Genomic DNA, 24328 nt, shown 5'->3' with positions numbered 1-24328 from the left:
AAAGTAATGACAATTAATCATGTATTCTGTATACCTTTAACCGATAATACTCGAAATCATTATAGAATGCTTCTATAAAATGCAGAAAAACTATGAATAAAATAAGTGTAAAATAGAGGTTTTCAGCCGATCTCTTTTTCGTGAAGTTCCTGAATATCATCGAGGGCGGAAAGCATAGGCTTCACATCCTTGCCGCGAAGCTTGCGGTCAACGTAGTTCTTGGTGATCTTCATAACGGTGCCGCTAAGGGTTATAACACCGATAAGGTTGGGGATTGCCATCATTCCGTTGAAGGTATCAGACAGATCCCATGCAAGTGACAGATCCATGGTAGCTCCGATAACTATGAATACAACGAAGATTATCTGATAGCCCTTAACCGCCTTGGTTCCGAAGAGATACTCAAATCCCTTGCTGCCGTACTGGCTCCAGCCCAGAACAGTTGAGAAGGCGAAGAATAAGATTGCAATTGCGATAAAAGCAGAGCCTGCGCCGCCAAATACTGTTGAGAAAGCCTCAGCCACAAGAGCTGTGGAAACGTTCTCTGAAAGGACCTTGCCGGTATCAAGATCAACCAGACCGCTGGACAATACCGCAAAAGCAGTAAGTGTACATACGATGATGGTATCTGCAAATACCTCGAAGATACCCCACATACCCTGAATAACGGGCTCACGAACATTGGAACTTGAATGAACCATAACTGAGGAACCAAGACCTGCCTCGTTGGAGAAAACGCCTCGCTTCATTCCCCACTGAACAGCCATGGCAACACCGCTTCCTACGATACCGCCGCCAACTGCCCTCATTCCGAAGGCTCCTTTTATGATAGCTGCAAAAACTGCGCCGGCCTTATCAAAGTTAACCACAAGAACGATGATTGCTCCTACAACATAGATAACTGCCATGAAAGGTACGAGCTTCTCTGTTACGGAGGCGATTCTCTTAAGTCCGCCAACGATTACAAGACCTGCAAGAGCCATCAGGATGATTCCTGTTACGAAGTATGGAATGTTAAATGCTGAATTCATGTTGACAGCAATGGAATTGATCTGGCTCATATTGCCGATGCCGAAGGATGCAAGAACGCAGAAGACACTGAACAGTACTGCAAGAGCAGCTCCGATCTGTGCACAGCCTCTTTTGGCCCCAAGTCCGTCCTTAAGATAGTACATGGCGCCGCCGCACCACTCATCCTTCTCATTACGTCTTCTATAGTAGATACCGAGGACATTCTCGGAGAAGTTGGTCATCATTCCGAAGAACGCTACGATCCACATCCAGAAAATAGCTCCCGGTCCACCTGCCGCAATAGCTGCCGCAACACCTGCGATATTACCTGTTCCGATAGTTGCTGCCAGCGCCGTGCACAGGCTCTGGAACTGGGAAATCTGCATATCTCCCTTGGCTGTATGCGCTGTTATATGAGAATTGGTAAAAATACTTCCGATGGTGTTCTTCACCCAGTGACCAAAATGACTTACCTGGAAGAACTTGGTCAAACAGGTCATCAAGACTCCCGTTCCACATAAAAGTATCAGCATGGGAAGCCCCCATACAAAGCCGTTCACTGCACCATTGATCTGTTCCACCTGAGATAGAAATTCGTTCATAGGCATCTCCTTCCACAACACTTTTTAAGATTGTATACACGAGTACAAATATAATTAGTACCATTTTAAAGTGATAAAGCGGAAAAGTCAAACCAAAATTGGGGTCAGACCCCATTCACAGAATGTTCACAAACTCTTTAGTAAGCATTTAGGTTATGGTTTTAATATAAGATCATCAAGTAAAACAAATTACTTGATCCCCACAACACATACTTTTTTCAATCATTACACATGGCTATTCCAACCCCATACACGGAATAGCCTCCTCCCACAAATAGCCTCGCCCCTCCGAGGATGAAATAAATAGACTTCACATCATAAAAAGAGAGAGCTCAGTGATCTGAGTTCTCTCTTTTTTGCCGATTACATTAAATTTGCCGAATACGTTTTAGTTCTTCTCTTCCTTGGGTGTCTGAGGGAAGATGATCTTGTTAACAAAGAAAAATACTACCATGCTGACACCGCCGTTAAGAACTGTGGTTCCGATTTCCTTAAGCCATGCAAGATTCTGAGGAATAGCATAGGTGATGCCGCCCTTCCAGATGCAGTTAAGGGAGTTAACGATACAGGTGATCACACAGAAGGCACAGATGTACCAAAGAGCCTGTTTTCCGATCTTATCATAGTTCCTGAAAACAAAGTACTTCTGGATAAAGAAGTTGATGAACTCTCCGATCACCATTGCGATCATATATGCCACAAAGTATGCCGTACCACCCTCATCCGGGCCGTATCCTATGATATACCAGGGGAATGTATGGCCAAACATGGTGATTGGGATTCCGGGAAAACCGAACGCCTTATCACCAAGGAATCCAAATGCGGCGGGAAGGAAAATAAGAAGTAACAGCTTGAATACCGTGATCAGATTACTTACGATCACGAATAAACCTCCCTCTCTTATCCACTGCGCTGCCTTGGGATGTTTTTCTGCAAAACTGCTCCAGAATTTCATTATTTGTTGCCTCCCTTAATCTTAGCTTCATAAGCCTTGTTTTTCCTGCTGTTTCCGAAGAAACCGCCGATAATTGTGCCAAGACCTCCGAAGAAGTGTCCGTTCACGAGCTTGACGATTCCGTCAACCATATCCATGCTGACCATACCGCCGCTCATCTTGGCCATCGCCCTGAAGGGCATATTGTAAACAAAAAGAATGTTCAGATCCGGCTTACCGCTTTCATCCGCCTTCTTCTTTTTGTTCGTAAGTACCTTGTAAACAAGCCTTCCAAGACCGCTCTTAGCGTAATAGAGCTGACACAGAGCATCGTTCCTTCCAAGCTTGCCGCTCCACTTTCCATCGGGAATGGATCTTCCAAGGAGCTTCTCGAATTCATCGTCGTTAACGGTCTCAATCTTACCTAAGTAATAGGCCTTAAGAGACTCTTTGACGTAAGGAAGTACGTCGGTGGTCGCTTCCTTCCTGATCTCACCTGTAAGTCTGATATCAGCGCTGCTGGCACCTACAAGGATGTCGTAGCTGCCGCCTTCAACCTCCCACTTATTAGTCTTGACGTTAAAATAACGGAAAGTCTTATCGTCAAAGGCGATCTCAACCTTCTTGCTCTCCCCTGCTTTAAGGAAAGTCTTGGCAAAGCCCTTGAGCTCCTTGGCAGGTCTGAAAACCTCAGCTCCGGGAAGTGATACATAGAGCTGTGAAACCTCGGCTCCGTCTCTGTCTCCGGTGTTCTTAAGGGTAAAAGCTACGCCGTTTTCACCGACTGTGAGGTCGCTGTATTCAAAGGTTGTATAAGAAAGACCAAATCCAAACGGATATACCACCGGCACTCCGGCTGTATCATAGTATCTGTAACCAACATAAACGCTTTCTCTGTACTCTGAAGTCCTCTGCTGGCTTGGATAGTATCTGTAAGCGGGAGTATCCTCATATCTTCTACAAAGGGTCTCCGCCAGCTTACCTGAAGGATTGACGCTTCCGGTAAGAATATCCAGAGCAGCTCCTGCTCCTGCCTGTCCGTTTAAGTAGCAGTGGATCATGGCCTTGAGGTAATGATGCCAGGGCATCTCGATGGCTGATCCGGCGCTGATAACACCGATAACGTTGGGATTAACCTGTCCAAGTTCCTGCATGAGAGTTATCTGATTCTGAGGAATTCTCATATGGTTTCTGTCCATTCCCTCAGATTCACTGTCCTCATTAAGTCCGAAGAAGTACAGGACATAATCTGCTCTTGCTGCTATATCCAGAGCTTCCTTCTTGGTCACTGCATCCTCTTCGCCGTTTCTGGAATAGCCTCTGGAGGAGCCGATAACCTGAAGGTCGTAATTACCTATGATCTCGGAGATGGTCTCAACCTTGGTGGGATTAACCATGGAGGAGCCTGCACCCTGATATCTGGGAACAAAGGCAAAGTCGCCGATAACCGCTACCTTGGAGCCGGGCTTAAGAGGAAGGATCTTGTCCTCGTTCTTCAAAAGAACTGTACTCTCTGCCGCAGCTCTTCTTGCTATTGCATGATGAGCAGGAATGTCGAATTCATCCTTTTTATCCTTAGCATTAGCTGTAAGAGTATAAACTACGTCAAGAAGCTCGTCGACTCTCTTATCCACATCCTCAATACTGATCTTGCCGCTTTCTACCGCAGCGATAAGCTCTCTTGCGGAGTCAAGGCCGGGATTGGGCATCTCAAGGTTGGAACCTGCAGCAACTCCCAGAGCGTGATCGTTGGATGCACCCCAGTCAGTGATAACTATGCCGTCAAAGCCCCATTCCTCTCTCAAAATATCAGTCAAAAGATGCTTATTCTCGTTGGCATAGGTTCCGTTAACCTCGTTATAGGCTGACATGATTGTCTTAGCCTTACCTTCTTTTACAGCAATCTCAAAGCCGGTCAAATAGATCTCTCTTAAAGTACGCTCGTCAACCACGCTGTTCATGGCCATACGACGAAGCTCCTGTGAATTTACCGCAAAGTGCTTAGGGCAGGCATATACGCCTTTGGACTGAATACCTCTTACATAGGCTGCTGCCATTTTGCCTGCAAGATATGGATCTTCAGAAAAATACTCAAAATTACGTCCGCAGAGAGGGCTTCTCTTGATATTGAGTCCGGGGCCAAGAAGAACGTTGACGCCTTCGGCCATGGCCTCTTCACCGAGAGTCTCTCCCAGGGTCTCTCCAAGCTCGGTGTCCCAGCTGTTTGCTATTGTTGCTGCTGTAGGGAAGCATGTGGCGGGAAGGGATGCGTTAAGTCCAAGGTGGTCTCCCGCTCCGGCCTGCTTTCTTATGCCGTGAGGTCCGTCAGAGCAAAAAATTGACGGTATTCCAAGACTGTCGAATTCCCAGGTCTGCCACTCACCTTTTCCCTGTAAAAAAGCAGCCTTCTGTTCAATTGTCATCTTCTCAATGATATTCTGATATTTCACGATTTTTATCCCCATTTGCTTGTTTGAATATCAGAAGGCGTCCGGCCCATTGGACCGGCGCCTTCCGAATAATCAACAGTAATTATTACTCTTGTGAATCTGTATTAGCACTCTCTGCCTGAGCAGCAGCTGCCTGTGCTGCCTCTTCTTTGGCTCTGTTCTTGCCAAAGTTCTTAATGAAGATGCACATAAGGCAGATCATCAGTGCTGCAAATATAACATCAAGTACGATCATAAGTACTTTCCAGGATGCCATTTTTTCTGAAAGATTCTCAGGTGCATAAGCACGGCTGTTTACTACTGTGTAGAGAATGTTCCTGGTAGCTTCTCTCATAGCCTGCTGAGCGCCGTTGGTATCTCTGAACTGTACATTGTTGGTTGCTGTAGGATAGTTAACCAGCATACAGTCTGTACCGTTACGGATAGCCTGGTCAGATGACATGTATCCGTATACTCCGAAGTAGTCGGTAAGAACGAAGCCATTGAAGCCCCACTCATCGCGAAGAACTGTCTTAAGAAGTGATGATGAACCACCTGCCCAACGGTTACCGATGTAGTTGAAGGAGCTCATTACAGCCAGCATATCGGTGTTCTTTACGCACATCTCGAAAGGTCTTAAATAAATCTCACGGATTGCCTGCTCATTGGACCATGTGCAGAGCATATCAAGTCTGTTCTGCTCCTGATCGTTGAGGGCAAAATGCTTCATGTAAGCATATACTCCGTTGGACCAGGATCCCTGACAAGCCTGTGATGCAATGATACCTGAAAGGAAGCTGTCCTCTGAATAGTACTCGAAGTTACGTCCTGCAAAAGCAGTTCTGTGGATGTTCATGGCAGGTGCATACCAGCCGGATACGTCCATCTCGTTAGCCATCTTACCGATGAAATCACCGAAAGAGTAAGCAAGATCCTTGTTAAAGGTTGCTGCAATAGTTACACCTACAGGGAATCCAAGGGATCCAACACCTGTAAAGTTGTTGTTGATTGATGCAGGGCCGTCACAGTCGTTTGTACGTACCTTGCCGATGGAATCAACTGAGTTGGTCTGATATCCGCCAAGGGAGATCAGTGCATTCATGTCATCCAGTGACATGCTGTTAAGGAGCTCATCCCACTTGGGATCGTCCTTGGCAAGACCACGGAGGTCTTTGAGCTTTAAGCTTGTAGCTGCGCCTGTTGTTACTGCTGTGGCATTAGGATCTTCATCAGCTGCTGTAGCCTCAGCTGTCAGGTAGTTACTGTTGTTGTAGAAGGTAGCCTTGGCCTCTGCGTTCATCTCATAGCTTGCAGGAGCCTTGGTTGCCTCTGCATAGTTGGCAAAACTATCTTTTCTTGAGAGATATGTTACATCTCCCTGTGCATAATCAAATACGTTTGTTGCTGTGATCTGATCTGTTGATCTCTTGTTTGATCCGTTGTAGGTTACAGCGGCTCCAACTGAATAGGTCTTGGAATCGATCACTGTGTGTGCATCCTTGTTTACAGAGATGATATAGTCTCCGCTCTCAAGAACATATGCCTTGGCACTCTGATAATCGTAGGATGCCATAAGCTCTGTATCAAAAGAAATTGTGAAGGTCTGTGAAGCGCCGGGCTGAAGGATATCAGTCTTCTCAATAGCGATGAGGTTGGCTGTTGCCTTCTCAATTCCGCCGTTGGTGTAAGGAGGATTGAAGTATACCTGAACAACGTCCTTACCTGCTGCAGAACCTGTGTTGGTTACTGTTACGTCAAAGGAAATCTTGCCGTTTGACTCTGTGATCTCACCCATCTTCTGCTCGAAGGAGGTGTAAGAAAGTCCGTATCCGAAAGGATACTGAACAATGCTGTCATAGTCGATAAGTCCCTCAGCTGCTGCTGTCTCATAGAACTTATATCCAACATAGATGCCCTCGATGTAATCAATGAAGGAAACATCTGCTCTGGACTCGCCGCCTGTCATGAAGTTAGTTGAAATAACAGCGAACTCGTCCATATTTGTGTAATTGAAGTCACCGAAGTTGTTCCACCAGGGTGTCTCTTCCATATCATAAACAAAAGTGTCAATGAGCTTACCGGAAGGATTAACCGCACCTGTCATGATCTCTCCAAGTGCCTTCATTCCAACGTGGCCCATTCCTGCTGCCCAGAGAACTGACTTGATCTGAGGATGATCCTTGACAAAACCAAGCTCAAAAGCATTGGCGCCGTTGTAAAGAACGATAACCTTGTCGAAGTTACTGCAGACAAGATCGATCATCTCTTCTTCTCTGTTGGTAAGCTGGAGATAGTGATCACCTGCATCCCAGTCGTTTCCAGTATTTAATGTGTCATCATAAACACCTGCGGTGTAGGTTGTTCCATCCTGGAAGGATCCGTCAACCACTGCAGTCATGTTGGCAGGAAGATCTGCTCCCTCACCACCTGAACGGCTGATAACAACAAGTGCTGTGTCAGAAAATGCTTTTGCATTTGAAATAAGACTGTCTGTGTAAAGAGAAACATTGGGTTCGGGAAGTGTCCAGTCCTGTGCCCACATTCCAACCTCAGGTCTGTCTGCCTTGTAGTCGGTGTAGAACTTGGACAGCTCCGCATTGGTCTCGATACCTGCCTCCTTGAGTGACTGAAGGATATCGATGGTTGCATAGGCGCTGTTAAGAGCACCGGATCCTGCTCCTCCAAGGATAGGATTGGTGGAAGCCCAGCCGAATACGTTGAGCTTGCTGCCTGATGCAATGGGAAGTGTGTTTGCCTCGTTCTCTACAAGGACAATACCCTCTTCCGCAATCTGTACAGCCAGATCGGTTGTAGCGTCGGATGTCTCTTTTGTGATCGTTCCGCTTCCGCTTACAAGGTCAAGCATTGTGCTCATGGGACCTGTACAGATCATATTTACGCAAATAACAATACCGGTGAGCATAGCAACAAGTGCTGTACCTCTGATGAGCTTCTTGGTGGACTTCTTCATTTTCATTACAGCGATCATTACGACTACTGCAACTGCGATGATGATTCCTATAGCTATCAGATAGGATTTGATGGATGTTATGACGTTCATAACATCGCTCATGTTGATAGTTAACATAAAAGAACCTCCCTCTTTTTAGTGTTCGCAACTGGTCAGGAAGCGAAACTATAAATTTTGCGCACATACATACGCGCCATTACACCTATAGATTATCACGCAAAAAAAATCGTGCCGTTTTTGTCACAAACGGTACGATTTTTGTCATAAACGGTATAATTAAAATCATCAATGGTTTCCCTGCGGGATAAGTATCTTAAGCTCAAACCAGTTGTCATTAAGGGCAAAATTCAGGGTTCCATGATACTTCTCCACTGTATATCTGATACTCTTAAGTCCGAAGCCGTGGTTTCCCTTGTCAGCCTTGGTGGTGACGGGATAGCCGTTTTTCATGGTGATAGTATTCTCGCAGTAATTGGCTATCTGCACTACGATGAAGTTCTTTTTCTGTGAGATGGCCATGTGTATCAGGCGCTTCTCCGGGTCATCTATGAGAGAGACGCTCTCAATGGCGTTATCAAGGGCATTGCCAAAAATGGTACAGATGTCCGCAACGTGCATGAAATCAAGGACGTCCCCCTCCGCCACGCAGGTTATCTTGATATTGTTGGCCCTGCAGTTCATGGTTTTGCCGGCGATAAGGGTATCAAGAACGCTGTTTCCCGTCTCCAGCTCGGGACTGTAGGATTCCAGCTCTGCTTCCAGGGAATTGAGCCATTCCTCTCTCTTCTCATCGCTCATCTCGGCGCGAAGCCCCGCTATCTGGTGCTTAAGGTCATGATATTTCATGTTGATGAGTTCAAAGGTGGTCTGGTAGTTGCGGTACTTGTCGTACTGGGCCTTGAGCATGGCATGGATGTTCCTTAGCTCTTTTTCCGCAAGAAGCTCGCAGATACGGCTCTGATACACGTAGAGGATCATGATCCCGGCCACGTCCACCAGGGTCCTTATATAGAAGATATCCGCCACAACTCCGGCTGAAAAAGGGGTATTCTTGACGATAAAACTAAGATTACTGAAGGCGAAAACCGCAGCGGCAATGATGATGGCAGCCCACAGCTCTCTGTTATTGATCTCCAGCTGGAAAATGCCCCTTGTCATGCTGACTTCCATGTAATGAGCCCAGGTAAAAACAATTCCGTAGACCACTACCAGGAGAAGTAACTGCAGCAATATAGACTTGTTGTATTTGTAAAAATAGCAGGCCAGCTGCCACTCAAGGGAAGCCGCAAGCTCCGCCAAAAGAAACGCTCTGGCACAGTAATAGCCAATGACATTGACGGTTGCGTCGCAGGTTGCATACATATACACATACATAAAGACCACCGCCATCCCCATGCAAGGCACCCATAAGTAAACGGGAAGGCTTTTGGTCAGCACCAGAAACATGCTCTGAACTACCAGCGACAGTATCGTAAAGAGGATAAAATCCTCGTTCTTGACCTTCCTCTTAAGGACCAGGCAATAGCCAAAACAGGCCAGCCACTCCGCAAGGGCTGTATATATTCTTGGTATATCCTGATAAACCAGTTCCATTTACGTCTCCGTATCCTGCCCGACGTATCAACTACATAATCGAGGTCATATAGTCGGTGAGGGCGCTCATAAAATCATTTTTCCTGGCTCTGCTGATAAGAAGCTGCTTGCCTGCAATGAGGCAGCTCCCCTTCTCAACACCGTCCACAAACTTGAGGTTCACAAGATATCCCTTGTTGCTCCTGAAAAAACCATAGGCGGCAAGCTGTTCTTCATAGTCCGAGAGCTTTCCTCGAATATAGAACTCTCCGCTGGTAGTGTAAAAAACAAGGTTGTGACCTTCACTTTCTATATAGAAGATACTGTCCACGTCCACCTTTTTAACACCGGAGGACATTTCTATGGAAATATATTTGACGTCCTTTTTCCTTATCTTACCGATGGCACGGCCAAGCTTCTGAGAAAAAGCGAAATAGCTGACGGGCTTGAGCACATAGTCAAGGGCGTCAACCTGGTAGCCTCTGATGGCGTAGTTGGTCATGTTGGTGATGAACATAATGACCACGTCCTGATCAAGCTTTCTGATCTCCTCGGCTGCGATCATTCCGTCCATGAGCTTCATCTCAATGTCCATCAGGATAATGTCAAACTGGCCCTTGTAGCCGTTGGTGATCTCATCTCCGTCGGAGAATCTGGTTATTTTGAAGTAGTTCCCGCTTTCCGCCTGATATTTATTTATGTATTCCGTCAGCTGAGAAGCGTAGGAATCCTCGTCTTCAACAATCGCAAGCTGAATCATGTATTCTCCCGTTATCGTTACTGCGTTTACGTGTGTTTTGTATTGCGTACTATCAATTGTATTATACAACACTTTCTGCCGCTGCATAAATAGGATATAATTAATGCTATCTATTCCCAACATATTCCAAAGGAGACAAATGCAAATGGCTAAAATAGTTAATCCCGATCAGTACGCAGAATCCACAGAGGCCAAGGGCGAGCTTCGCTACACAGAAAGGTGCAGATGGCTCTTTCTGGGTCTTCCCTGGACCTTCACCAAATATGAGATTCGCGATAATGTACTTACCATCATCAAGGGATTTTTTACAGTCAGAGAAAACGACTGTTATATGTACAAGATAAGTGATGTTGAGATCACAAGTACTCTCATGCAGAGAATCGGCGGCATGTCCACCATCATCCTCTATACTTCCGATGTTACTGACCGCACTATCGTCATGAAGAACATCAAGCACGGCCGTGAGATCAAGGACTTCATCCTTCAGGCCTCAGAGAGCGCAAGGCTTCGCAGAAGAACCGTCAGCATGCAGAACATCGGCTTCGGAGCCAGCGATGTTCATGACATTGACGAGATGGACGAAATATAAGTCGTAAGGCTTAGTCCTGCGGGTGCCTCTCCTGTCTGGAGAAGCCGCATCCGCAGTAGTCCTGCCTGTAGAGGTCGAACTGCCTGGAGAGCTCTATTGATCTCTTGTAGCCTTCTTTTTTCTTAAAATCAGAGGGAAGGAAATGAACTTTCTCCTGTCCACAGTCTGAATTAATCTGCGCCGCGGCCTGTTCGCCTACTTCGTTCAGGACGTCGGCGTTTTTTAACGGGCTGATGGTAAGGGTTGTGGTGAAATATTCATAGTCCTCCGCCGCTGCGATCCTTGCAGTCTCGCCAAGTCGCAGTTCAAAGCATATCCTGCAGCGGTCCCCGCCTTCGGGGCACAGCTCATACCCTTTTACCGCCTCGAAGAATTCCCTGGGCTCGTAGTTACCTTCAAGGATCTGTATCTTGCCGGCCTTGTCGGTGGAATTCATTCCCTCAAAATTGCCGCTGTCAATCTGGCTGTTGTAGGCAGCGATGAGTCTCTTCTCTTCTTCCACACGCTTCCTATACTCTTCGTCCTCGGTGATATTGGGATTGTAGAAAAAGACTGTGATGTCGAAGTATTCACGCAGGTATTCAAGGCAATAAGAAGAACAGGGCGCGCAGCAGGCATGAAGGAGTAGCCTTGGCCTCTGGCTTTTGTTTGCGAAGGATTCTATTTTCTTTTCCAGTTCTTTGGAGTAATTTCTTTTGTTCATAAAAGGTTAATCTCTTTGGGTGTGTCTGTGTGCTCTCCCAGCATCTTCTCCATCCAGACCATGTTGTACCATCGTCCGAACTTGTAGCCGCACTGGTGGAACTCTCCCACCATGGAATAGCCGAGCTTTTCATGGAATCTTACGCTGTCATAGGTAAGATGCTCATCCTCAGCTCCGTTGGGGTAGCCGATGCAGGCGTTGACATTAAGTATTCCCATGTCAGCCAGCCTTTTCTCCAGCTCGTTATAGAGGAGTCTTCCAAGACCGGCTCTCTTTAAGTCTTTGTCCACATAGATGGTGGTCTCAACGCTCCACTGATAGGCCGCTCTCTCCTTAAATGGGGAAGCGTAGGAATAGCCAAGGAGTCTACCGCTCTCCCTGTCCTCTGCCACAATATAGGGATACTTCTCCAGGGTCTTACGGATGCGGCCCTCAAACTCAGTTACTGAAGGCACATCGTACTCAAAGGTGATGGCGGTATCCTCAACATAGTAACGGTAAATGTCAAGAAGTCCCTCAGCATCTGAAGAAAGAGCCTCTCTTATCAGGATATCTTTTTCCATAACAATTCCTCATTTCTCCTCGTATATTATAGAGAAAGTTTACTCTCTATCCGGGAGAAATCAACTACTTTTTTCGTGCCGTCCTTGAAGTTAATGGTAACAGGGCCGTAGCCGCCGCAGCCCTGAGGATCGGTGTAAACCACGTCGGACACTGGGAATATCTCGTCTTCGGAGAAGTCCTCAAGGCTCTCTTTTGTGATAGTCTGAGATAAAAGAAAATATGGCTCGTAGCCGTACTGCTTATCCCTCACAGTCTCTGCATAAAGGACTATTGACCTTCGGCTGTCGGGGTTGGTACCCTCGCTGTTTATTATCTTAATATCGCTCCAGCCGTCCATGATGGTAAAGGCCAGCTGTTTTTCCTTTCCGGTGTGGTCATGTCCTTTCAGGATAACCGCCTTGTAGCCATCCTTCTCCCTGCGGATGATCTCGGTACCGTTGTCGGGAAAGCCAAAGCTTCCAAGGGTGAGCCTTAAGGGCCTTCTGTACATTCTTATCTTATCGGCTCTGAAGATTCCGCAGGGCACTGCAAAGTCAGCAAGGTTCATAACTGTGCGCCAGTGATCCTCTGTCTCCATCTCGTAGTCAAAGACCTGTCTTCTGTAGAGAACGCCGTCTGATTCTCCGTGCCAGAGGGTTACGTTACCCTTGTGATATTTCTTTTCCGGAAGAAATTCAAGGACATACTGCTGGGATTCCACGTCCGGAGCGGGCTTACTCTCCCAGGGGAACTTGGTGCTGTATACCAATTTGCTGTAGTTCCACATGCCGTGCTCATCATCCTTGGCCTTCATGACCTTGGCGGTTCTTAGCTCTGTTATCCCGTTGGCTTCGTGATTTGCAAAACAAAGTCCGGGGCCATCAAGGGTTGTGACCTTTGTTTCATTCTTTTTCAGCTGCTCGAAGGTGCCGCCGCTCTCTCTCTCGGTCCAGAAGGGGTGATCCTCAGGAAGATGGAGGCACAAAAGGGCCTTGGCGAGCCACATTGGAGACTCTGCGCAGGAATAGCCCTGAAGGAGAGGTGCAAAAGGGCCGTAGAAGCCAAGGGTTGGCACTCCTTCCCAGAGAAAATCGTCCCTTGTCAGGAACTGAAGCAAGGATCCGGAGCAGATTCTTCTGGCCAGGCCCGGATCTATGGAGGATTCTCTCATAAGGAGATTCCCGTCAAAAGCGCCGGTGGCGGCGTTTCTGTATATGCCGCTTCTGCCCCACATATTGGTAAAGCCGTCCCTGTCGAAGAAATCGGGATAGGTCTTCATAAGTTCGTTTGAATATTCCTCAAATTTGCCGGCGATATAAGGCTCTTTTTCATAGCCGTACCAGTTGTTCCAGATGGCGGTGTACATGTTGAAGGCCCAGCAGGAATAGTAGTCAAAGCACTGTCCGTCCCTGTACCAGCCATCTCCCACATAGTAGCCGAGGATGTTCTGGGCGTGGTCTCTCATAATGTCTTCATCGATGGGGTAACCGTTCATATATAGGAAAGCCATGTCCAGCATGTTAAAAAGGCGCCAGTTCTGGGGCACGGTATTGGAATGGGCAAAGTCGGTGAGAAAAGCTGCTATTCTATCCTTCTCTTCCTTGGTGTAGGTATCCCAGATCTCATCCTTGGAGAGCCACAGGCAGATAACAAGGGCTGCGGTCTCCACGGTCTGTTGATAGCAGGCATTGGGATTGTTCGAATCATCAAGCTTTCTCATATCCGAATAATTAAGTACATAATTCTTTTCCCCGGGAGTTACGGCGCAGAGAACCTGCTTTTTATAATAATCTCGAATATTAATCCCGTTTAAGGTAAGCTGCGGCTCTATATGGATAAGAGGCGCTGCGATAAAAAAGCTTCTGGCAAGGCCTTCGAAGTACTCGGCCTTGATGCGCCACATGGGAGCATCCTTGGAAGGGTAAGTGATCTTGGTCTCATACCTTGGCATAACCACGGGAGCTTCGATATTTTCTATATTTTTAAATATTCCCGAAAGAAGATATTTTGCAGCATCTATCCAGGTATCTCTTGTAAGACCTGTAAAAGGGCTGAGCTCAAAGTCCAGGTGTTTGGGTTCAAACTTCATTCTGTCTCTCTCCATAAAGTCCATATTGTGATTACTTTTTGCGTATTACCAGATAAACAGTTCCTTATCCGTCAATTTCCAGATGGCTTCAATGTAATAGTAGTCACCGTAGATAATCGGGAATTCATGGTCCTTATCATGATAGGAAGCGGAGCACCTTGTTAGAAGCTCATCATGCTCCGGATCATAGTCGCAGTCCTTTTCGTCAAGGACTGAAAGCATCTTCTCTGCGGCGGCTCTGTATGCGGCAGCCTTGGAAAGATCTTTTTCCTTAAGCTCTTTTTCAAGAGTAAGAAGTCCGCAGGATGCGATGGCTGCTGCCGTGGAGTCGATGTAATGAGGCTCTGCGGGCTGGTCGAAGTCAACGGGGATAAGGCCGTCTTCAGGGATTCGGCTGCAGAATCTGTCTGCAACCTGCATGGCGGTTTCAAGATAATGCTCATCGCCTGTATGTATGAAGCTCAGCGTAAAGCCGTACAGAGCCCAGGTCTGGCCCCTGGTCCAGGAAGAACCCTCGCCATAGCCCTGTCCGCCGTATTCTCTGTCAAATTCTCCGGTCACGGGATCAAAGCCTACAATATGCCTCACGGATCCATCTTCCCTTATAAACCATTCCATGGCTGTATCCGCATGTGCTACTGCGATGTCTTTGAATCTGGGATCCTTAAGAACATCAGATGCCCAGTACAAAAGAGGCAGGTTCATCATGCAGTCGATAATTGCCCAGCCTGTTGTATCCCTGTCATCGCCCCAGTCGTTCCAGGCTCTGATGAAGTTGCCTTTCAAATTAAACCTGCCTGCAAGGCTTGCCGCAGCAAGAAGTCCTCTGTTTTTGGACTCTTTACTACCGGACAATCTGTAATTTGCGACAGCCGTTGGAAGCCAGCGAAAGCCGGCATCATGGTCCATTCCGTTATAATCCATAAATGCGGCATCCATCTTAACTTCAAGCTTTTCCGCACACTCACGAAACAGCTCATTGCCTGTGGCGTGATAGAGCTGCCACATCATTCCGCCGTAGAAGCCGTTGGTCCACCAGCAGATATCCTTTTTATCCGATTTATCGTCAAAAACATGTCCGGCTGCGGTGTATGGAATCTTACCTCTGCTTCTTGCAGCCACTTTCTTCTCTTTTCTGATAATCTTGTCAGCTATCCTGCTCCAATCAGTACTCATAAGAAATTCTCCTGTTTAATTCATAGACTATACTTCTTTAATACTACTATTGTTTCGGGATCAATAGTATGCAAATCTTTAATTATTATTTGTATATTTATTAAAAAAAAGAAAAAATCAAATAAAATTTACCCCCCCAATTTAAATCTGATAAAATATATACTGTAAACCGTTTGTCCAATCATAATCCACGGAGCTGCAGCCTTGAAAACGCAAGCCAAAGAAAAGGTAACCGATCAGTACTTCATCGACAATCTTGACAGAGCCATCAAAGAGGAATGGATAAAGGCTTATCATCAGCCACTTATCCGCTCCGCCAGCGGCCTTGTATCCGATGAGGAAGCCTTCGCCAGATGGGAAGATCCCGAAAAAGGAACCTTTAGCCCAGCTGACTTTCTTCCTGTGCTCGAAAGAGAAAAACTCACCTACAAACTTGATCTGTATATGGTTGAAAGAGTCCTTAATAAGATGAAGGGCCAGGGCGAACACGGTCTTTTCATAGTTCCTGAGTCCATCAATCTCGCCGCTTCGGATTTTGAGTGCTGCGACATGGTGGAGGAAATCGTAAAAAGAGTTGATGCTTCCGGGCTCTCGAGAGATAAACTGTCTGTGGAGCTCTCGGAGAGAACTGTTTCGAGAGATATTGGTTTCATGAAGACTCAGGTTGAACGCTTCCAGTCCCAGGGTATTAAGGTGTGGATGGACGACTACGGAAGCGGTTATTCATCACTGCTTATCCTGCTTGAGATCAAATTCAACCTTTTAAAGATAGATAAAATATTCGTAGATAAGATCCTGGATGGCGTTGACGGTCAGATTATTCTTACAGAACTTGTTAAGACTGCCCTCTCCCTTGGTATAGACACCGTTGCCGAAGGTGTGGAAGTCAAAGAACAGGCAGACTTTTTGAAGGAGATCGGCTGCACTAAGCTTCAGGGTTTTTACTACACCACTCCGGTTTCCCTTGCTCAGATCATCAAAAGGAACGAGGAAGGCATTCAGATAGGCTTTGAGAATCCCGCCGAGGGTGAATACTACGAGCAGCTTGGCAAGATAAGCCTCTATGATCTTTCTTTTTCCAAGAGCGAAAGCGACGGGTTAAAAGACTATTTTGACACCTTGCCGATGATCATCATTTCCATGGACGATGAACGGATAAAAATAATTCGAAGCAACAAAAGCTTCAAGGAATTTGAAGCCGCTGCTCTTCCGGGTTTAAGAGAGTGCTCTTCCTTTGAGATTTCATCCATAAAACCCGGGCCCGGATACTATACCTTCACACAGATAAGGCAGTGCGCAAAGAACGGAAACCGGCTTATTATCGATGACCGTCTTTCGGACGGAAGAAGTCTGCAGCTTTTTATGAGAAGGATTGCTCAGAATCCCGTTACCGGATGCAGCGCCATCGCTATTGCTATTTTGTCAATTTCCGATAAGATTTCCGAAGACAACCTTACCTACAATTACATTGCCAGAACTCTGTCTTCTGATTACATATCCCTGTACTTTGTTGATTTGGATACAGAAGAATTCTCCCAATACATATCTGACGGTACACGCCGAGATATAACATTAAAATCGAAAGGAACAAACTTCTTTGACCTGACCAGGCCGGACTTCAATATCACTATGCAGGAAGAAGATAAGTCGCAGTTCATCAAGGATTTTACCAAAGAAAAAATCATGAATGCCCTTGATAATAACGGCATCTTTTCCCTTGTTACCAGAATATTTATAGGCGATTCTCTCACCTATGTCAGCCTGAAGGTTGTCAGAGTCGGCAGCGATGAAAAGCATATCATCATGGGCGTCAGCGATGTAGATGAGCTGATCAAAAACCGCGAGATAATCAGCCTTGCAAAGGAAGAACAGCTGGTCTATTCAAGAATCGGCGCTCTCTCCGGTGATTATATTTATATCTACACCGTAGATCCGGAAACCGGCCATTACACCAGATTTACTCCGGCAGGTATCATAACGGATATGGGAATGGAGGATGAAGGTGATGACTTCTTTAGCGAAGTAATAAAGAACAGTTCGAAGGGAATTTATCATGAAGACCATGACAGCTTCCTGTCAGCCTTCACCAAAGAAAACATCATAAAAACCATCGCGACAAGAGGCGTGTTTGAACACAGCCACAGACTCAACATCCAGGGCAGACCAAACTATGTGATCGCGCGTGCCGTTTGGGTCAGCGAAGATGATCATGAAAAACTTATATTCGGTGTCATCGATGTGGATGAGCGCGTTCGCCGTGAACAGGAATATGAGAAACACCTTTTTGCTGTGGAAAACAAAGCAATTCTGGACGAACTCACCGGTGTAAAAAACAAGCATGCCTATGCTGACACGGAAGAAACTCTTAACGCTCAGATATCCGCAAATAAAGTGTCACCTTTTGCAATTGCAGTATTTGATATTAATGGCCTGAAGCAGGTAAACGACACCTTAGGTCATCAGGCCGGAGATGAATTTATCAAAAGCGGCTGCAACATCATCTGTGATTTCTTCAAGCACAGTCCTGTTTTCAGAGTGGGCGGAGACGAATTCGTGGTTGTGGCTCAGGGCAACGACTACAACAATATCGACTCCATAATGAAGCGCTTTGAGGCCAACAACCTGAAAAACAAAAAAAGAGGAACCGTGGTCATCGCAGCCGGTGTATCCAGATTTAACGCCGATACAACTGTGTCGGAGGTTTTCTCGCGGGCTGACATAGAAATGTACGAAAACAAGAGAAAGCTCAAAGAAGCCTAAACTCGTAATCAGTCGCTGTCTCGTCCATTTCCAGCAAAATGCGATACACACTGCCCTTCCAGGCTATGGAGAGCCTGTCATCGGTTATGGGATATTCGCTTATCCGCACTTTTTTGACGCCTCCCGTAACCCGGATACTTCCAAGGTCTCCCACATCTATATTTACTGCTTCGCCAAAGGAATCCCCGGAAATAACAGGTCTCATACAAGTCATGATACTCATATACACCGGCATCTGTCCGGTGTATTTGTCTGTTACGATAACTCCCGTTCCCTTGCACAGAGCAATGGTCCTCTCATAGGAAAAATCCAAGTCTCCTATCTTATCTCCCACCGCATAGGCGCTGCTGATATCCATCTTGAGAGAACTAACTTCTTTACCACTGCTGCCGGTTACATTAGTACACAGTATGCAGTTAACATCCGTTGCGCAGTACTCTTTGCCGTCTCTTTCCATGATGATATCAGGGTTATTAGCATCCGCAGCAGGGTCTGTGCCCAGCACATCTCCAACCTCTCTCATCGCAAAAGTAGGAAGGTTGTGGAACTGGGACTGCATTGTCCACAGTTCGTAGCGTTTGTCTGAAAAGGTCTTGGCCGTATAGGTCCCAACGCCAAGATCAATGACAAAGGGCCTGCCATTCTTGTACACAGTAAAGGAGCCCACATCATTGTGATTGTGGCTGTCTGCGTTATCTCCCGCCCTGGCTGCAAGAGTAAACACTTTGTCCCTGGCGATCATCAGTCCCATGCTGTCAAAGTAGCAGTCCTTAGGAAGCTCATCGCTTGTAGCAAAACTCTCCATCTCACCGGCAGCAAAGGCCTGCATCACATGGTAAAAAAGATTGATCTCACCGGATATAAGCCTGTCCTTCCTTGGTGCTGTTCTGTAATCCTCCGCAGCAAAAGAAGCAAGTACATCATCTCCAACAGCCATACCAAAGAGAAACTCCCTCGCGCAGCGCCTTCCTGCCAGCGGGCTGCAGTCTGCGAAATTGACATAGTATCCCTCTCCCACATACATCTTTACGATGAAGCCGGCGATATTCTTAATCTTGTTTTCCTTGTATATAGCTGAGAATTCAGGGCTTTTTAATGAACAGTCCATAAGCTCAAGACATCCGAAGAGGCACAGTCCCGCATGGGAATAATACTGGGCTCCCTCGTTGCAGCCACCGTCCTCTCCGTATTCATCAAGGAAATAGTCGCAGGATTCAGCAGCTTTTTCCAGGAACTGCTGTCTCTCTTTTACGGTAAAAAAGTCCTCTTCTCTTGTAAGTGCACATATAAGAACATTCTGGGTTATCCAGGGAGTCCAGTTGCACATGGTCTGCTGCCCATCTCCCATCCACCAGAAATGCTGATGAAGATAGGGCTCAAAGATGCGCTCTTTAAGCCTCTCATTGACATAAATTCCGATATGAGGGCTTATCTTATCAAATACAGGGCGAAGAAGATACTCTATAAAGGCCACCTCAGCGCCGCTCTCTGCCTGAAACAGGTCTATGATCTGCCTGGTGACATCGGGAAGTATCTCCTGCTCTGCGTCTCTCTCATAGCTGGTATGGGGCGGAAGACACCAGGTGGTCTCCTCCAATATTAGGTAGAGTCCGTCCAGAATATCATCAAGGAACCGCCCCTTATTCTCAACGCACTCTGCCATTACGAGCTTATTTAGTTTCCTTCTTCTGGGAAAATACTTATCCTCGAACCTTACTCTGTTACCGGTTCTTTTGAAAGTCATAAAATCCGAGATCAGAAGCTCGGTCCAGGGCTCCTTAAGAGCCTCTTCACCCTCTTCTATAAGCTCTTTTTTGACCCGGTGCGGGAGTCCTTCCCAGGCAGTTCTGTCTGAAATATCGGGATATCTGTCGTAGATGCCGCAGTTTCCCGCCCTTCCCAGATATTCTTTTGTTAAGCTCTCATGAACGGAATTCGTAGCTGTTCCCATACTTTTTTACCCCAAAGAATATGATCTGAAACCTTATAACAAAAGATGCATCCACAAGATGCTCACTAAAAAGCACCACGGATGCATCGAAAGTTACAATATTATCTTGTAGAAAGAAAAACGTTCTCTCTTGCTGCAACTTCATCATCGGGATAGTCATGCCTGTAGGTCTCCATCAGAGAGGAGGCAAGTCCGAACTCTCCCATATATTCATAAGCGGTTATCTCATTGAGCATAAGGGCCTGCTCCACATCCTTATCACCAAGGGCAAGTCCCGACTGGAAGGAAGCAACAGCTCCCTCGTAATCGCCCTGCTTGATCTGACACATGCCAAGCTGGTTGTAGACAAGGGAGGAATCCGGATTCTCGCTTATATAGGTCTTGTATACGCTGATGGCGTAGTTGTAGTCGCCCTGTTTCTCTCCGGTCTGACCAAGAAGAAGGACCACAGGCTCTTTCTCCTGATCTCTCTCGTTCCTGGCGGCCTCAAGATAGCTCTGGGCCTCGGCATTATTTCCAAGGTAATAGGAAATCTGCCCCTTCTCGTAGTTGGTCATGAAGTTCTGACCGTTGTCCATGGCGGTCTGAAGAAGGGCTGTGGCCTCATCTCCGTAGCCGTGCTCATCAAGAGCTCTGTAGATCATGATGATCATGGAATAATCCTTGGGACTTAAGGTAATGGCTCTGGTGAAATCCGAATAGGCATTGTCATGGTCGCCAGATGCCAGAAGTGCCACACCTCTGAGGTAATAAGCACTGCTATCCTTACTTCGAAGTCCAAGAATGGCATCATAGACCTCCTTGGCCTTACTGTATTCACCCATGTTAAAAAAGGCCTCCGCCAGGTAGTAGTTGGTGTCAAAATCCATGTCATCAACTATTCCCTCATCGGCTGCAAGGGATGCCAGCAGCTCAGTGGCAGCCTGCTCATACTCGCCGGTCTTAAGAAGTGCGATGCCCCTTCCTCTGTGCAATAGGCATTCGTCCTCCCCGTTATTCTCGGCACTGGCAAAGCTCTCAAGAGCATTCTCATATTCATGGCTCTCTATATAGGCAAAACCGGAGTCTATATTGCGCCTTCCAACGAGACTCCCACATCCCGACAGAAGGACAGACGCCAGCAAACAAGCGCAAATAAGTCGGTGCTTCATAACCCTTCCCCCAACGATAGTGCATTACTTAAGGTAAGCTACAACCTCCACTTCACAGAGAACGTTTCTGGGAAGCTGCTTAACTGCAACGCAGCTTCTGGCAGGCTTGCCTGTGAAATACTTCTCATATACTGCATTGAAAGGAGCGAAATCACTCATCTCAGCAAGGAAGCAGGTAGTCTTAACCACGTGCTCATAGTCTGTTCCTGCAGCACGGAGGATCTCTCCGATATTTCTGCAAACTCTGTCTGCCTGATCAGTAATAGTTGTTGTATCGATCTCACCATCCTCAGGATTGATGGGAATCTGTCCTGACGCATAGAGAAAATCTCCTGCGATAATAGCCTGTGAATAAGGTCCGATCGCTGCCGGTGCCTTGTCTGTAGAAATGTACTGCATAATAGACCTCCTTATATGTAAAAATAATCAAGTATTATCCTGTGAATCCTCTCCGAACAATGCGGTTACGTAGTAGCCTCTGGCGTTCTCTTCAACCTTGGTGACTACGCCCTTCCTCTCCAGCATTCTCTCGCGGAAAGGGAAATTTCCCGACATTGCAAGGGACGGGTCGATGGTATAGTAATAGTTACTGGGAAGCACTCCCTCTGTAACCGTAACAGGGTCTCCCTCATGAAGAAGTCCCGGTCTTTCCATCTTAAAAATCATTTCTCTAGACATTTTACCACCCCTTTTTCAGAAAGTAATATCTTGTTTTTTTCTTCAAATTGTGAATCAGTCTTTTACAATGGCATGGAGTCTTAAGTAGTCATACCAGAGCTGATAGGATGAGGCTTTGAGGTGAATATCGTCGAAGGAAAGGCTTCCATCAAGGTTGCCGTTACCGTCATCCACCGCCTCGTTCATGTCAATGTAAAAAATGTTCTGATTGTCCGCAAGCTGCGACAGAGCTGCATTTCTTCTGTCAACGTTGACATTGTTGAAATTCTTGTCGCTGTTACTCTTTCTCTCTGTAACATGCATGATGCCCTGAATGTAAATTATGGCATCGGGCTGAAGCTCACGGATTCTGTTTACCACTTCCATGTAATGCTCAACGAAATACTCATCGGTACCTGTGCCGATCTCATTAAGTCCAAGGCTGATATATATCTTGCCAAACTGCTGATTGGAAAGGGCCTCCTCAACTCCGATGGTACCCTCGGGAGTCTTGATGAACTCTTTCTTCATCACAGTGTAAATGGAGAGAGACACCTTGGCATAGAAGGTGGCATGCTCATCCAGCTCCTGACAATACTCGGACAGGCCAACGGTCCTTGAATCTCCGATGAAAAGCGCATCATCAAAGTACTCCGGAGTAACCTCCTGAGGCTCATAGACCTTCTCTTCCACAAGTTCTACATCATTAGCTGATACATCGCCAGCGGATATATCAACCTCCGGCTCTTCCACCGTCTCTTCTATCACTACCTCCTCAGGCTCTTCCTGAGGACCTTCGACAACAGTATCCTCCTGCATCTGTTTCAGGAGTTCATCAATAGAACCGGGCGTTTCAGGTGAGGGCTCCTCTGCCTCAGGCACATAGTTCCAGGGAAATACCCCTTCCGTAGCGCCACGTATGGGAAGTACCATAATTGGTGCCTTCTCCGGGTCGTACCCTTCCTTATAGTCCGCATAAACAGTGTTTGCAAACACCACTGCGACAGTCGTTATGAAGATTGAACTTACCACGATGGCAATAAACATCGGGCAGGTCTTGAAAAACTTCATGTCTCTTACACTTTCTTTTAATACAAGGATTAAAACCTAAAATACATAAACGGATTGCCTGCTGCGTTGGCCAGGCTGTATACGCAGGCCCAGAACAGCACAAATACTGCAATTGTCACCACAATATTTCTTCTGTGGTTCTCAAATATCTCATAGACCTTGGGAATCAGAAGCACCAGGCCTACAGCTATAAGAATGCCGTAAATACCGACATTTTTGGCAAAATCATTGGGGTTAACTGATATTCCCGCTCCGAAGAAAGGGAATAGTCTTGTAAAGTAAGTTGCCAGCATCTGTGAATCCGGAATCGCGAAGATAACCCAGGTAAGAGGTATAAGCACCAGCACATTGATCTTGCCGATGAGCCATCTGAGAACCCCGGGGAGCTTCTGAACAATGTATTTCTCACAGACAATGATAAGAAAAATGATCATTCCCCAGAGAATAAAGTTCAGGGTAACGCCGTGCCAGAAGCCGGTTATAAGCCATACGATAAGCAAATTGAAAACAGTGCGAAGGCTTCCCTTCCTGCTGCCTCCAAGCGGGATGTATACATAATCCCTAAACCAGGAGCCAAGAGATGCATGCCATCTTCTGTAGAACTCCGATACGCTAAGGGATGCATAGGGGTGATCGAAGTTGGTGATAAAAGGAAATCCCAGCATAACACCAATTCCCGCTGCCATCAGCGAATATCCCCAGAAATCCATGTACAGCTCAAGTGAATAGGTAACGGCGCCGAGCCATGCCAGCGGCGTTGAAATACTCTCATAACCGATGGTCCCGATGTCATTCCAGAGCATCGCAAGATGATCTGCCAGAAGCACCTTCATTCCAAGTCCCACCGTAAAGAACTTAAGACCGTCCTCGATTCTTTCAAAAATCTCGAGAATGGTCCTGTTTTCTTTGTGTCTTTCAAAATCCGAAAAACGCATTATGGGGCCTGATACCACCTGCGGAAACATGGTAAAGTAGGCAGCGGTGTCAATAAACTTAGGCGTATTCTTAACTTTTCCCTGATAGAGGTCTGCCTGAAATGAAATCATCTTGAATACAAAGAAGCTGATTCCTATAGGCATGAATGAACTGTCAACAAACTGAGACAGGAGCTTGAATTCCACCAGCATTACAACGTCCAGGAATACGACGAAGGCAAGCAGGAACTTATTCTGCCCACTGCCGTGGAGAGCTCTTGCAAAAAAGTAGTTGACTAACACAGCCCCCAGAAGAACCGGGAGCATCCTAAGATCCCCAAAGCCGTAGAAAACCAGACTCCCCAAAAGGAGAGTGGCTTTTCTGAACTCTATGGGGGTCAGATAATACACTATTAGAAAAACAGGCAAAAACCTGAATATAAAA

At 46.5% G+C, this 24328-nt stretch carries 18 protein-coding genes; 2 read left to right on the top strand and 16 right to left on the bottom strand.

The features are described from left to right. Positions 1 to 122: 122 nt before the first annotated feature. The 6 genes from NXH67_RS12765 to NXH67_RS12740 form a co-directional block, all read right to left on the bottom strand. Positions 123 to 1613 carry an alanine/glycine:cation symporter family protein gene (locus tag NXH67_RS12765; protein WP_022777779.1) on the bottom strand — a complete coding sequence of 497 codons (1491 nt, stop codon included), beginning with the start codon at positions 1611 to 1613 and terminating at the stop codon, positions 123 to 125. 388 nt (positions 1614 to 2001) lie between these two features. After that, positions 2002 to 2568, bottom strand: coding sequence for a GtrA family protein (locus NXH67_RS12760; protein ID WP_022777778.1), 567 nt, complete (start codon positions 2566 to 2568; stop codon positions 2002 to 2004). Next, the gene (locus NXH67_RS12755; protein WP_272797607.1) at positions 2568 to 4997 is read right to left on the bottom strand and encodes a glycoside hydrolase family 3 C-terminal domain-containing protein; all 2430 of its coding nucleotides are present in this window, start codon (positions 4995 to 4997) and stop codon (positions 2568 to 2570) included. The genes NXH67_RS12760 and NXH67_RS12755 overlap by 1 nt, the downstream gene beginning before the upstream one ends. 85 nt (positions 4998 to 5082) lie before the next feature. Further along, the gene (locus NXH67_RS12750; protein ID WP_272797606.1) at positions 5083 to 8064 is read right to left on the bottom strand and encodes a beta-glucosidase; all 2982 of its coding nucleotides are present in this window, start codon (positions 8062 to 8064) and stop codon (positions 5083 to 5085) included. A 168-nt stretch (positions 8065 to 8232) separates the two neighbouring features. Continuing rightward, positions 8233 to 9540 (bottom strand): ATP-binding protein, encoded by a 1308-nt coding sequence (locus NXH67_RS12745; RefSeq protein WP_272797605.1) that lies wholly within the window; start codon positions 9538 to 9540, stop codon positions 8233 to 8235. Positions 9541 to 9571: 31 nt separating this feature from the next. After that, positions 9572 to 10279, bottom strand: a complete 708-nt coding sequence (locus NXH67_RS12740; protein ID WP_022777774.1) for a LytR/AlgR family response regulator transcription factor — start codon at positions 10277 to 10279, stop codon at positions 9572 to 9574. Between the two features lie 145 nt (positions 10280 to 10424). On the opposite strand from NXH67_RS12740, the gene NXH67_RS12735 reads away from it, so the two are divergent. After that, on the top strand, positions 10425 to 10868 hold the full coding sequence (locus NXH67_RS12735; protein ID WP_022777773.1) for a PH domain-containing protein: 444 nt from the start codon (positions 10425 to 10427) through the stop codon (positions 10866 to 10868). Between the two features lie 10 nt (positions 10869 to 10878). Here NXH67_RS12735 and NXH67_RS12730 read toward each other — a convergent pair whose 3' ends face one another. From NXH67_RS12730 to NXH67_RS12715, 4 genes are read right to left on the bottom strand one after another with little or no spacing between them, the layout of a single operon-like run. Continuing rightward, positions 10879 to 11571 carry an epoxyqueuosine reductase QueH gene (locus NXH67_RS12730; protein WP_272797604.1) on the bottom strand — a complete coding sequence of 231 codons (693 nt, stop codon included), beginning with the start codon at positions 11569 to 11571 and terminating at the stop codon, positions 10879 to 10881. Continuing rightward, positions 11568 to 12134, bottom strand: coding sequence for a GNAT family N-acetyltransferase (locus NXH67_RS12725; RefSeq protein WP_272797603.1), 567 nt, complete (start codon positions 12132 to 12134; stop codon positions 11568 to 11570). Before NXH67_RS12725 ends, NXH67_RS12730 begins: the two co-directional genes overlap by 4 nt. 26 nt (positions 12135 to 12160) lie before the next feature. Then, the gene (locus tag NXH67_RS12720; protein WP_272797602.1) at positions 12161 to 14218 is read right to left on the bottom strand and encodes a DUF2264 domain-containing protein; all 2058 of its coding nucleotides are present in this window, start codon (positions 14216 to 14218) and stop codon (positions 12161 to 12163) included. Between the two features lie 30 nt (positions 14219 to 14248). Next, positions 14249 to 15379, bottom strand: coding sequence for a glycoside hydrolase family 88 protein (locus NXH67_RS12715; protein ID WP_272797601.1), 1131 nt, complete (start codon positions 15377 to 15379; stop codon positions 14249 to 14251). 204 nt (positions 15380 to 15583) lie between these two features. Between NXH67_RS12715 and NXH67_RS12710 the strand changes: the two genes are divergently transcribed. Further along, a complete protein-coding gene (locus NXH67_RS12710) occupies positions 15584 to 18139 on the top strand; it encodes a bifunctional diguanylate cyclase/phosphodiesterase (protein ID WP_272797600.1) in 2556 nt (851 codons plus the stop codon). On the opposite strand, the gene NXH67_RS12705 is transcribed toward NXH67_RS12710, so the two are convergent. The 6 genes from NXH67_RS12705 to NXH67_RS12680 all read right to left on the bottom strand — a co-directional run bounded on the left by NXH67_RS12705 (position 18126) and on the right by NXH67_RS12680 (position 24249). Next, positions 18126 to 20090, bottom strand: a complete 1965-nt coding sequence (locus NXH67_RS12705; protein ID WP_272797599.1) for a heparinase II/III domain-containing protein — start codon at positions 20088 to 20090, stop codon at positions 18126 to 18128. The genes NXH67_RS12710 and NXH67_RS12705 overlap by 14 nt on opposite strands. A gap of 101 nt (positions 20091 to 20191) precedes the next feature. Continuing rightward, on the bottom strand, positions 20192 to 21241 hold the full coding sequence (locus NXH67_RS12700) for a tetratricopeptide repeat protein (RefSeq protein ID WP_272797598.1): 1050 nt from the start codon (positions 21239 to 21241) through the stop codon (positions 20192 to 20194). A 24-nt stretch (positions 21242 to 21265) separates the two neighbouring features. Further along, positions 21266 to 21640 (bottom strand): RidA family protein, encoded by a 375-nt coding sequence (locus tag NXH67_RS12695; RefSeq protein ID WP_022777766.1) that lies wholly within the window; start codon positions 21638 to 21640, stop codon positions 21266 to 21268. Between the two features lie 27 nt (positions 21641 to 21667). Continuing rightward, positions 21668 to 21919: a hypothetical protein gene (locus NXH67_RS12690; RefSeq protein ID WP_022777765.1), complete on the bottom strand. Its 252-nt coding sequence runs from the start codon at positions 21917 to 21919 to the stop codon at positions 21668 to 21670. Positions 21920 to 21973: 54 nt separating this feature from the next. Continuing rightward, the gene (locus NXH67_RS12685; protein ID WP_272797597.1) at positions 21974 to 22969 is read right to left on the bottom strand and encodes a GDSL-type esterase/lipase family protein; all 996 of its coding nucleotides are present in this window, start codon (positions 22967 to 22969) and stop codon (positions 21974 to 21976) included. A gap of 29 nt (positions 22970 to 22998) precedes the next feature. Next, complete coding sequence (locus NXH67_RS12680; RefSeq protein ID WP_272797596.1) at positions 22999 to 24249, bottom strand: MBOAT family O-acyltransferase; 1251 nt, start codon at positions 24247 to 24249, stop codon at positions 22999 to 23001. Positions 24250 to 24328 lie beyond the last annotated feature (79 nt).

This window comes from Butyrivibrio sp. DSM 10294 (assembly GCF_028539135.1).
Classification (GTDB): Bacteria; Bacillota; Clostridia; order Lachnospirales; family Lachnospiraceae; genus Butyrivibrio.
This window is presented reverse-complemented; position numbering and strand designations above follow the sequence as displayed.

What these genes read in the sequence shown, in the direction of transcription:
- NXH67_RS12765 (WP_022777779.1), bottom strand. Translation starts at nt 1,613, where the DNA reads ATGAACGAATTTCTATCTCAGGTGGAACAGATCAATGGTGCAGTGAAC.
- NXH67_RS12760 (WP_022777778.1), bottom strand. Translation starts at nt 2,568, where the DNA reads ATGAAATTCTGGAGCAGTTTTGCAGAAAAACATCCCAAGGCAGCGCAG.
- NXH67_RS12750 (WP_272797606.1), bottom strand. Translation starts at nt 8,064, where the DNA reads ATGTTAACTATCAACATGAGCGATGTTATGAACGTCATAACATCCATC.
- NXH67_RS12745 (WP_272797605.1), bottom strand. Translation starts at nt 9,540, where the DNA reads ATGGAACTGGTTTATCAGGATATACCAAGAATATATACAGCCCTTGCG.
- NXH67_RS12740 (WP_022777774.1), bottom strand. Translation starts at nt 10,279, where the DNA reads ATGATTCAGCTTGCGATTGTTGAAGACGAGGATTCCTACGCTTCTCAG.
- NXH67_RS12735 (WP_022777773.1), top strand. Translation starts at nt 10,425, where the DNA reads ATGGCTAAAATAGTTAATCCCGATCAGTACGCAGAATCCACAGAGGCC.
- NXH67_RS12730 (WP_272797604.1), bottom strand. Translation starts at nt 11,571, where the DNA reads ATGAACAAAAGAAATTACTCCAAAGAACTGGAAAAGAAAATAGAATCC.
- NXH67_RS12725 (WP_272797603.1), bottom strand. Translation starts at nt 12,134, where the DNA reads ATGGAAAAAGATATCCTGATAAGAGAGGCTCTTTCTTCAGATGCTGAG.
- NXH67_RS12720 (WP_272797602.1), bottom strand. Translation starts at nt 14,218, where the DNA reads ATGGAGAGAGACAGAATGAAGTTTGAACCCAAACACCTGGACTTTGAG.
- NXH67_RS12715 (WP_272797601.1), bottom strand. Translation starts at nt 15,379, where the DNA reads ATGAGTACTGATTGGAGCAGGATAGCTGACAAGATTATCAGAAAAGAG.
- NXH67_RS12705 (WP_272797599.1), bottom strand. Translation starts at nt 20,090, where the DNA reads ATGGGAACAGCTACGAATTCCGTTCATGAGAGCTTAACAAAAGAATAT.
- NXH67_RS12700 (WP_272797598.1), bottom strand. Translation starts at nt 21,241, where the DNA reads ATGAAGCACCGACTTATTTGCGCTTGTTTGCTGGCGTCTGTCCTTCTG.
- NXH67_RS12695 (WP_022777766.1), bottom strand. Translation starts at nt 21,640, where the DNA reads ATGCAGTACATTTCTACAGACAAGGCACCGGCAGCGATCGGACCTTAT.
- NXH67_RS12690 (WP_022777765.1), bottom strand. Translation starts at nt 21,919, where the DNA reads ATGTCTAGAGAAATGATTTTTAAGATGGAAAGACCGGGACTTCTTCAT.
- NXH67_RS12685 (WP_272797597.1), bottom strand. Translation starts at nt 22,969, where the DNA reads ATGAAGTTTTTCAAGACCTGCCCGATGTTTATTGCCATCGTGGTAAGT.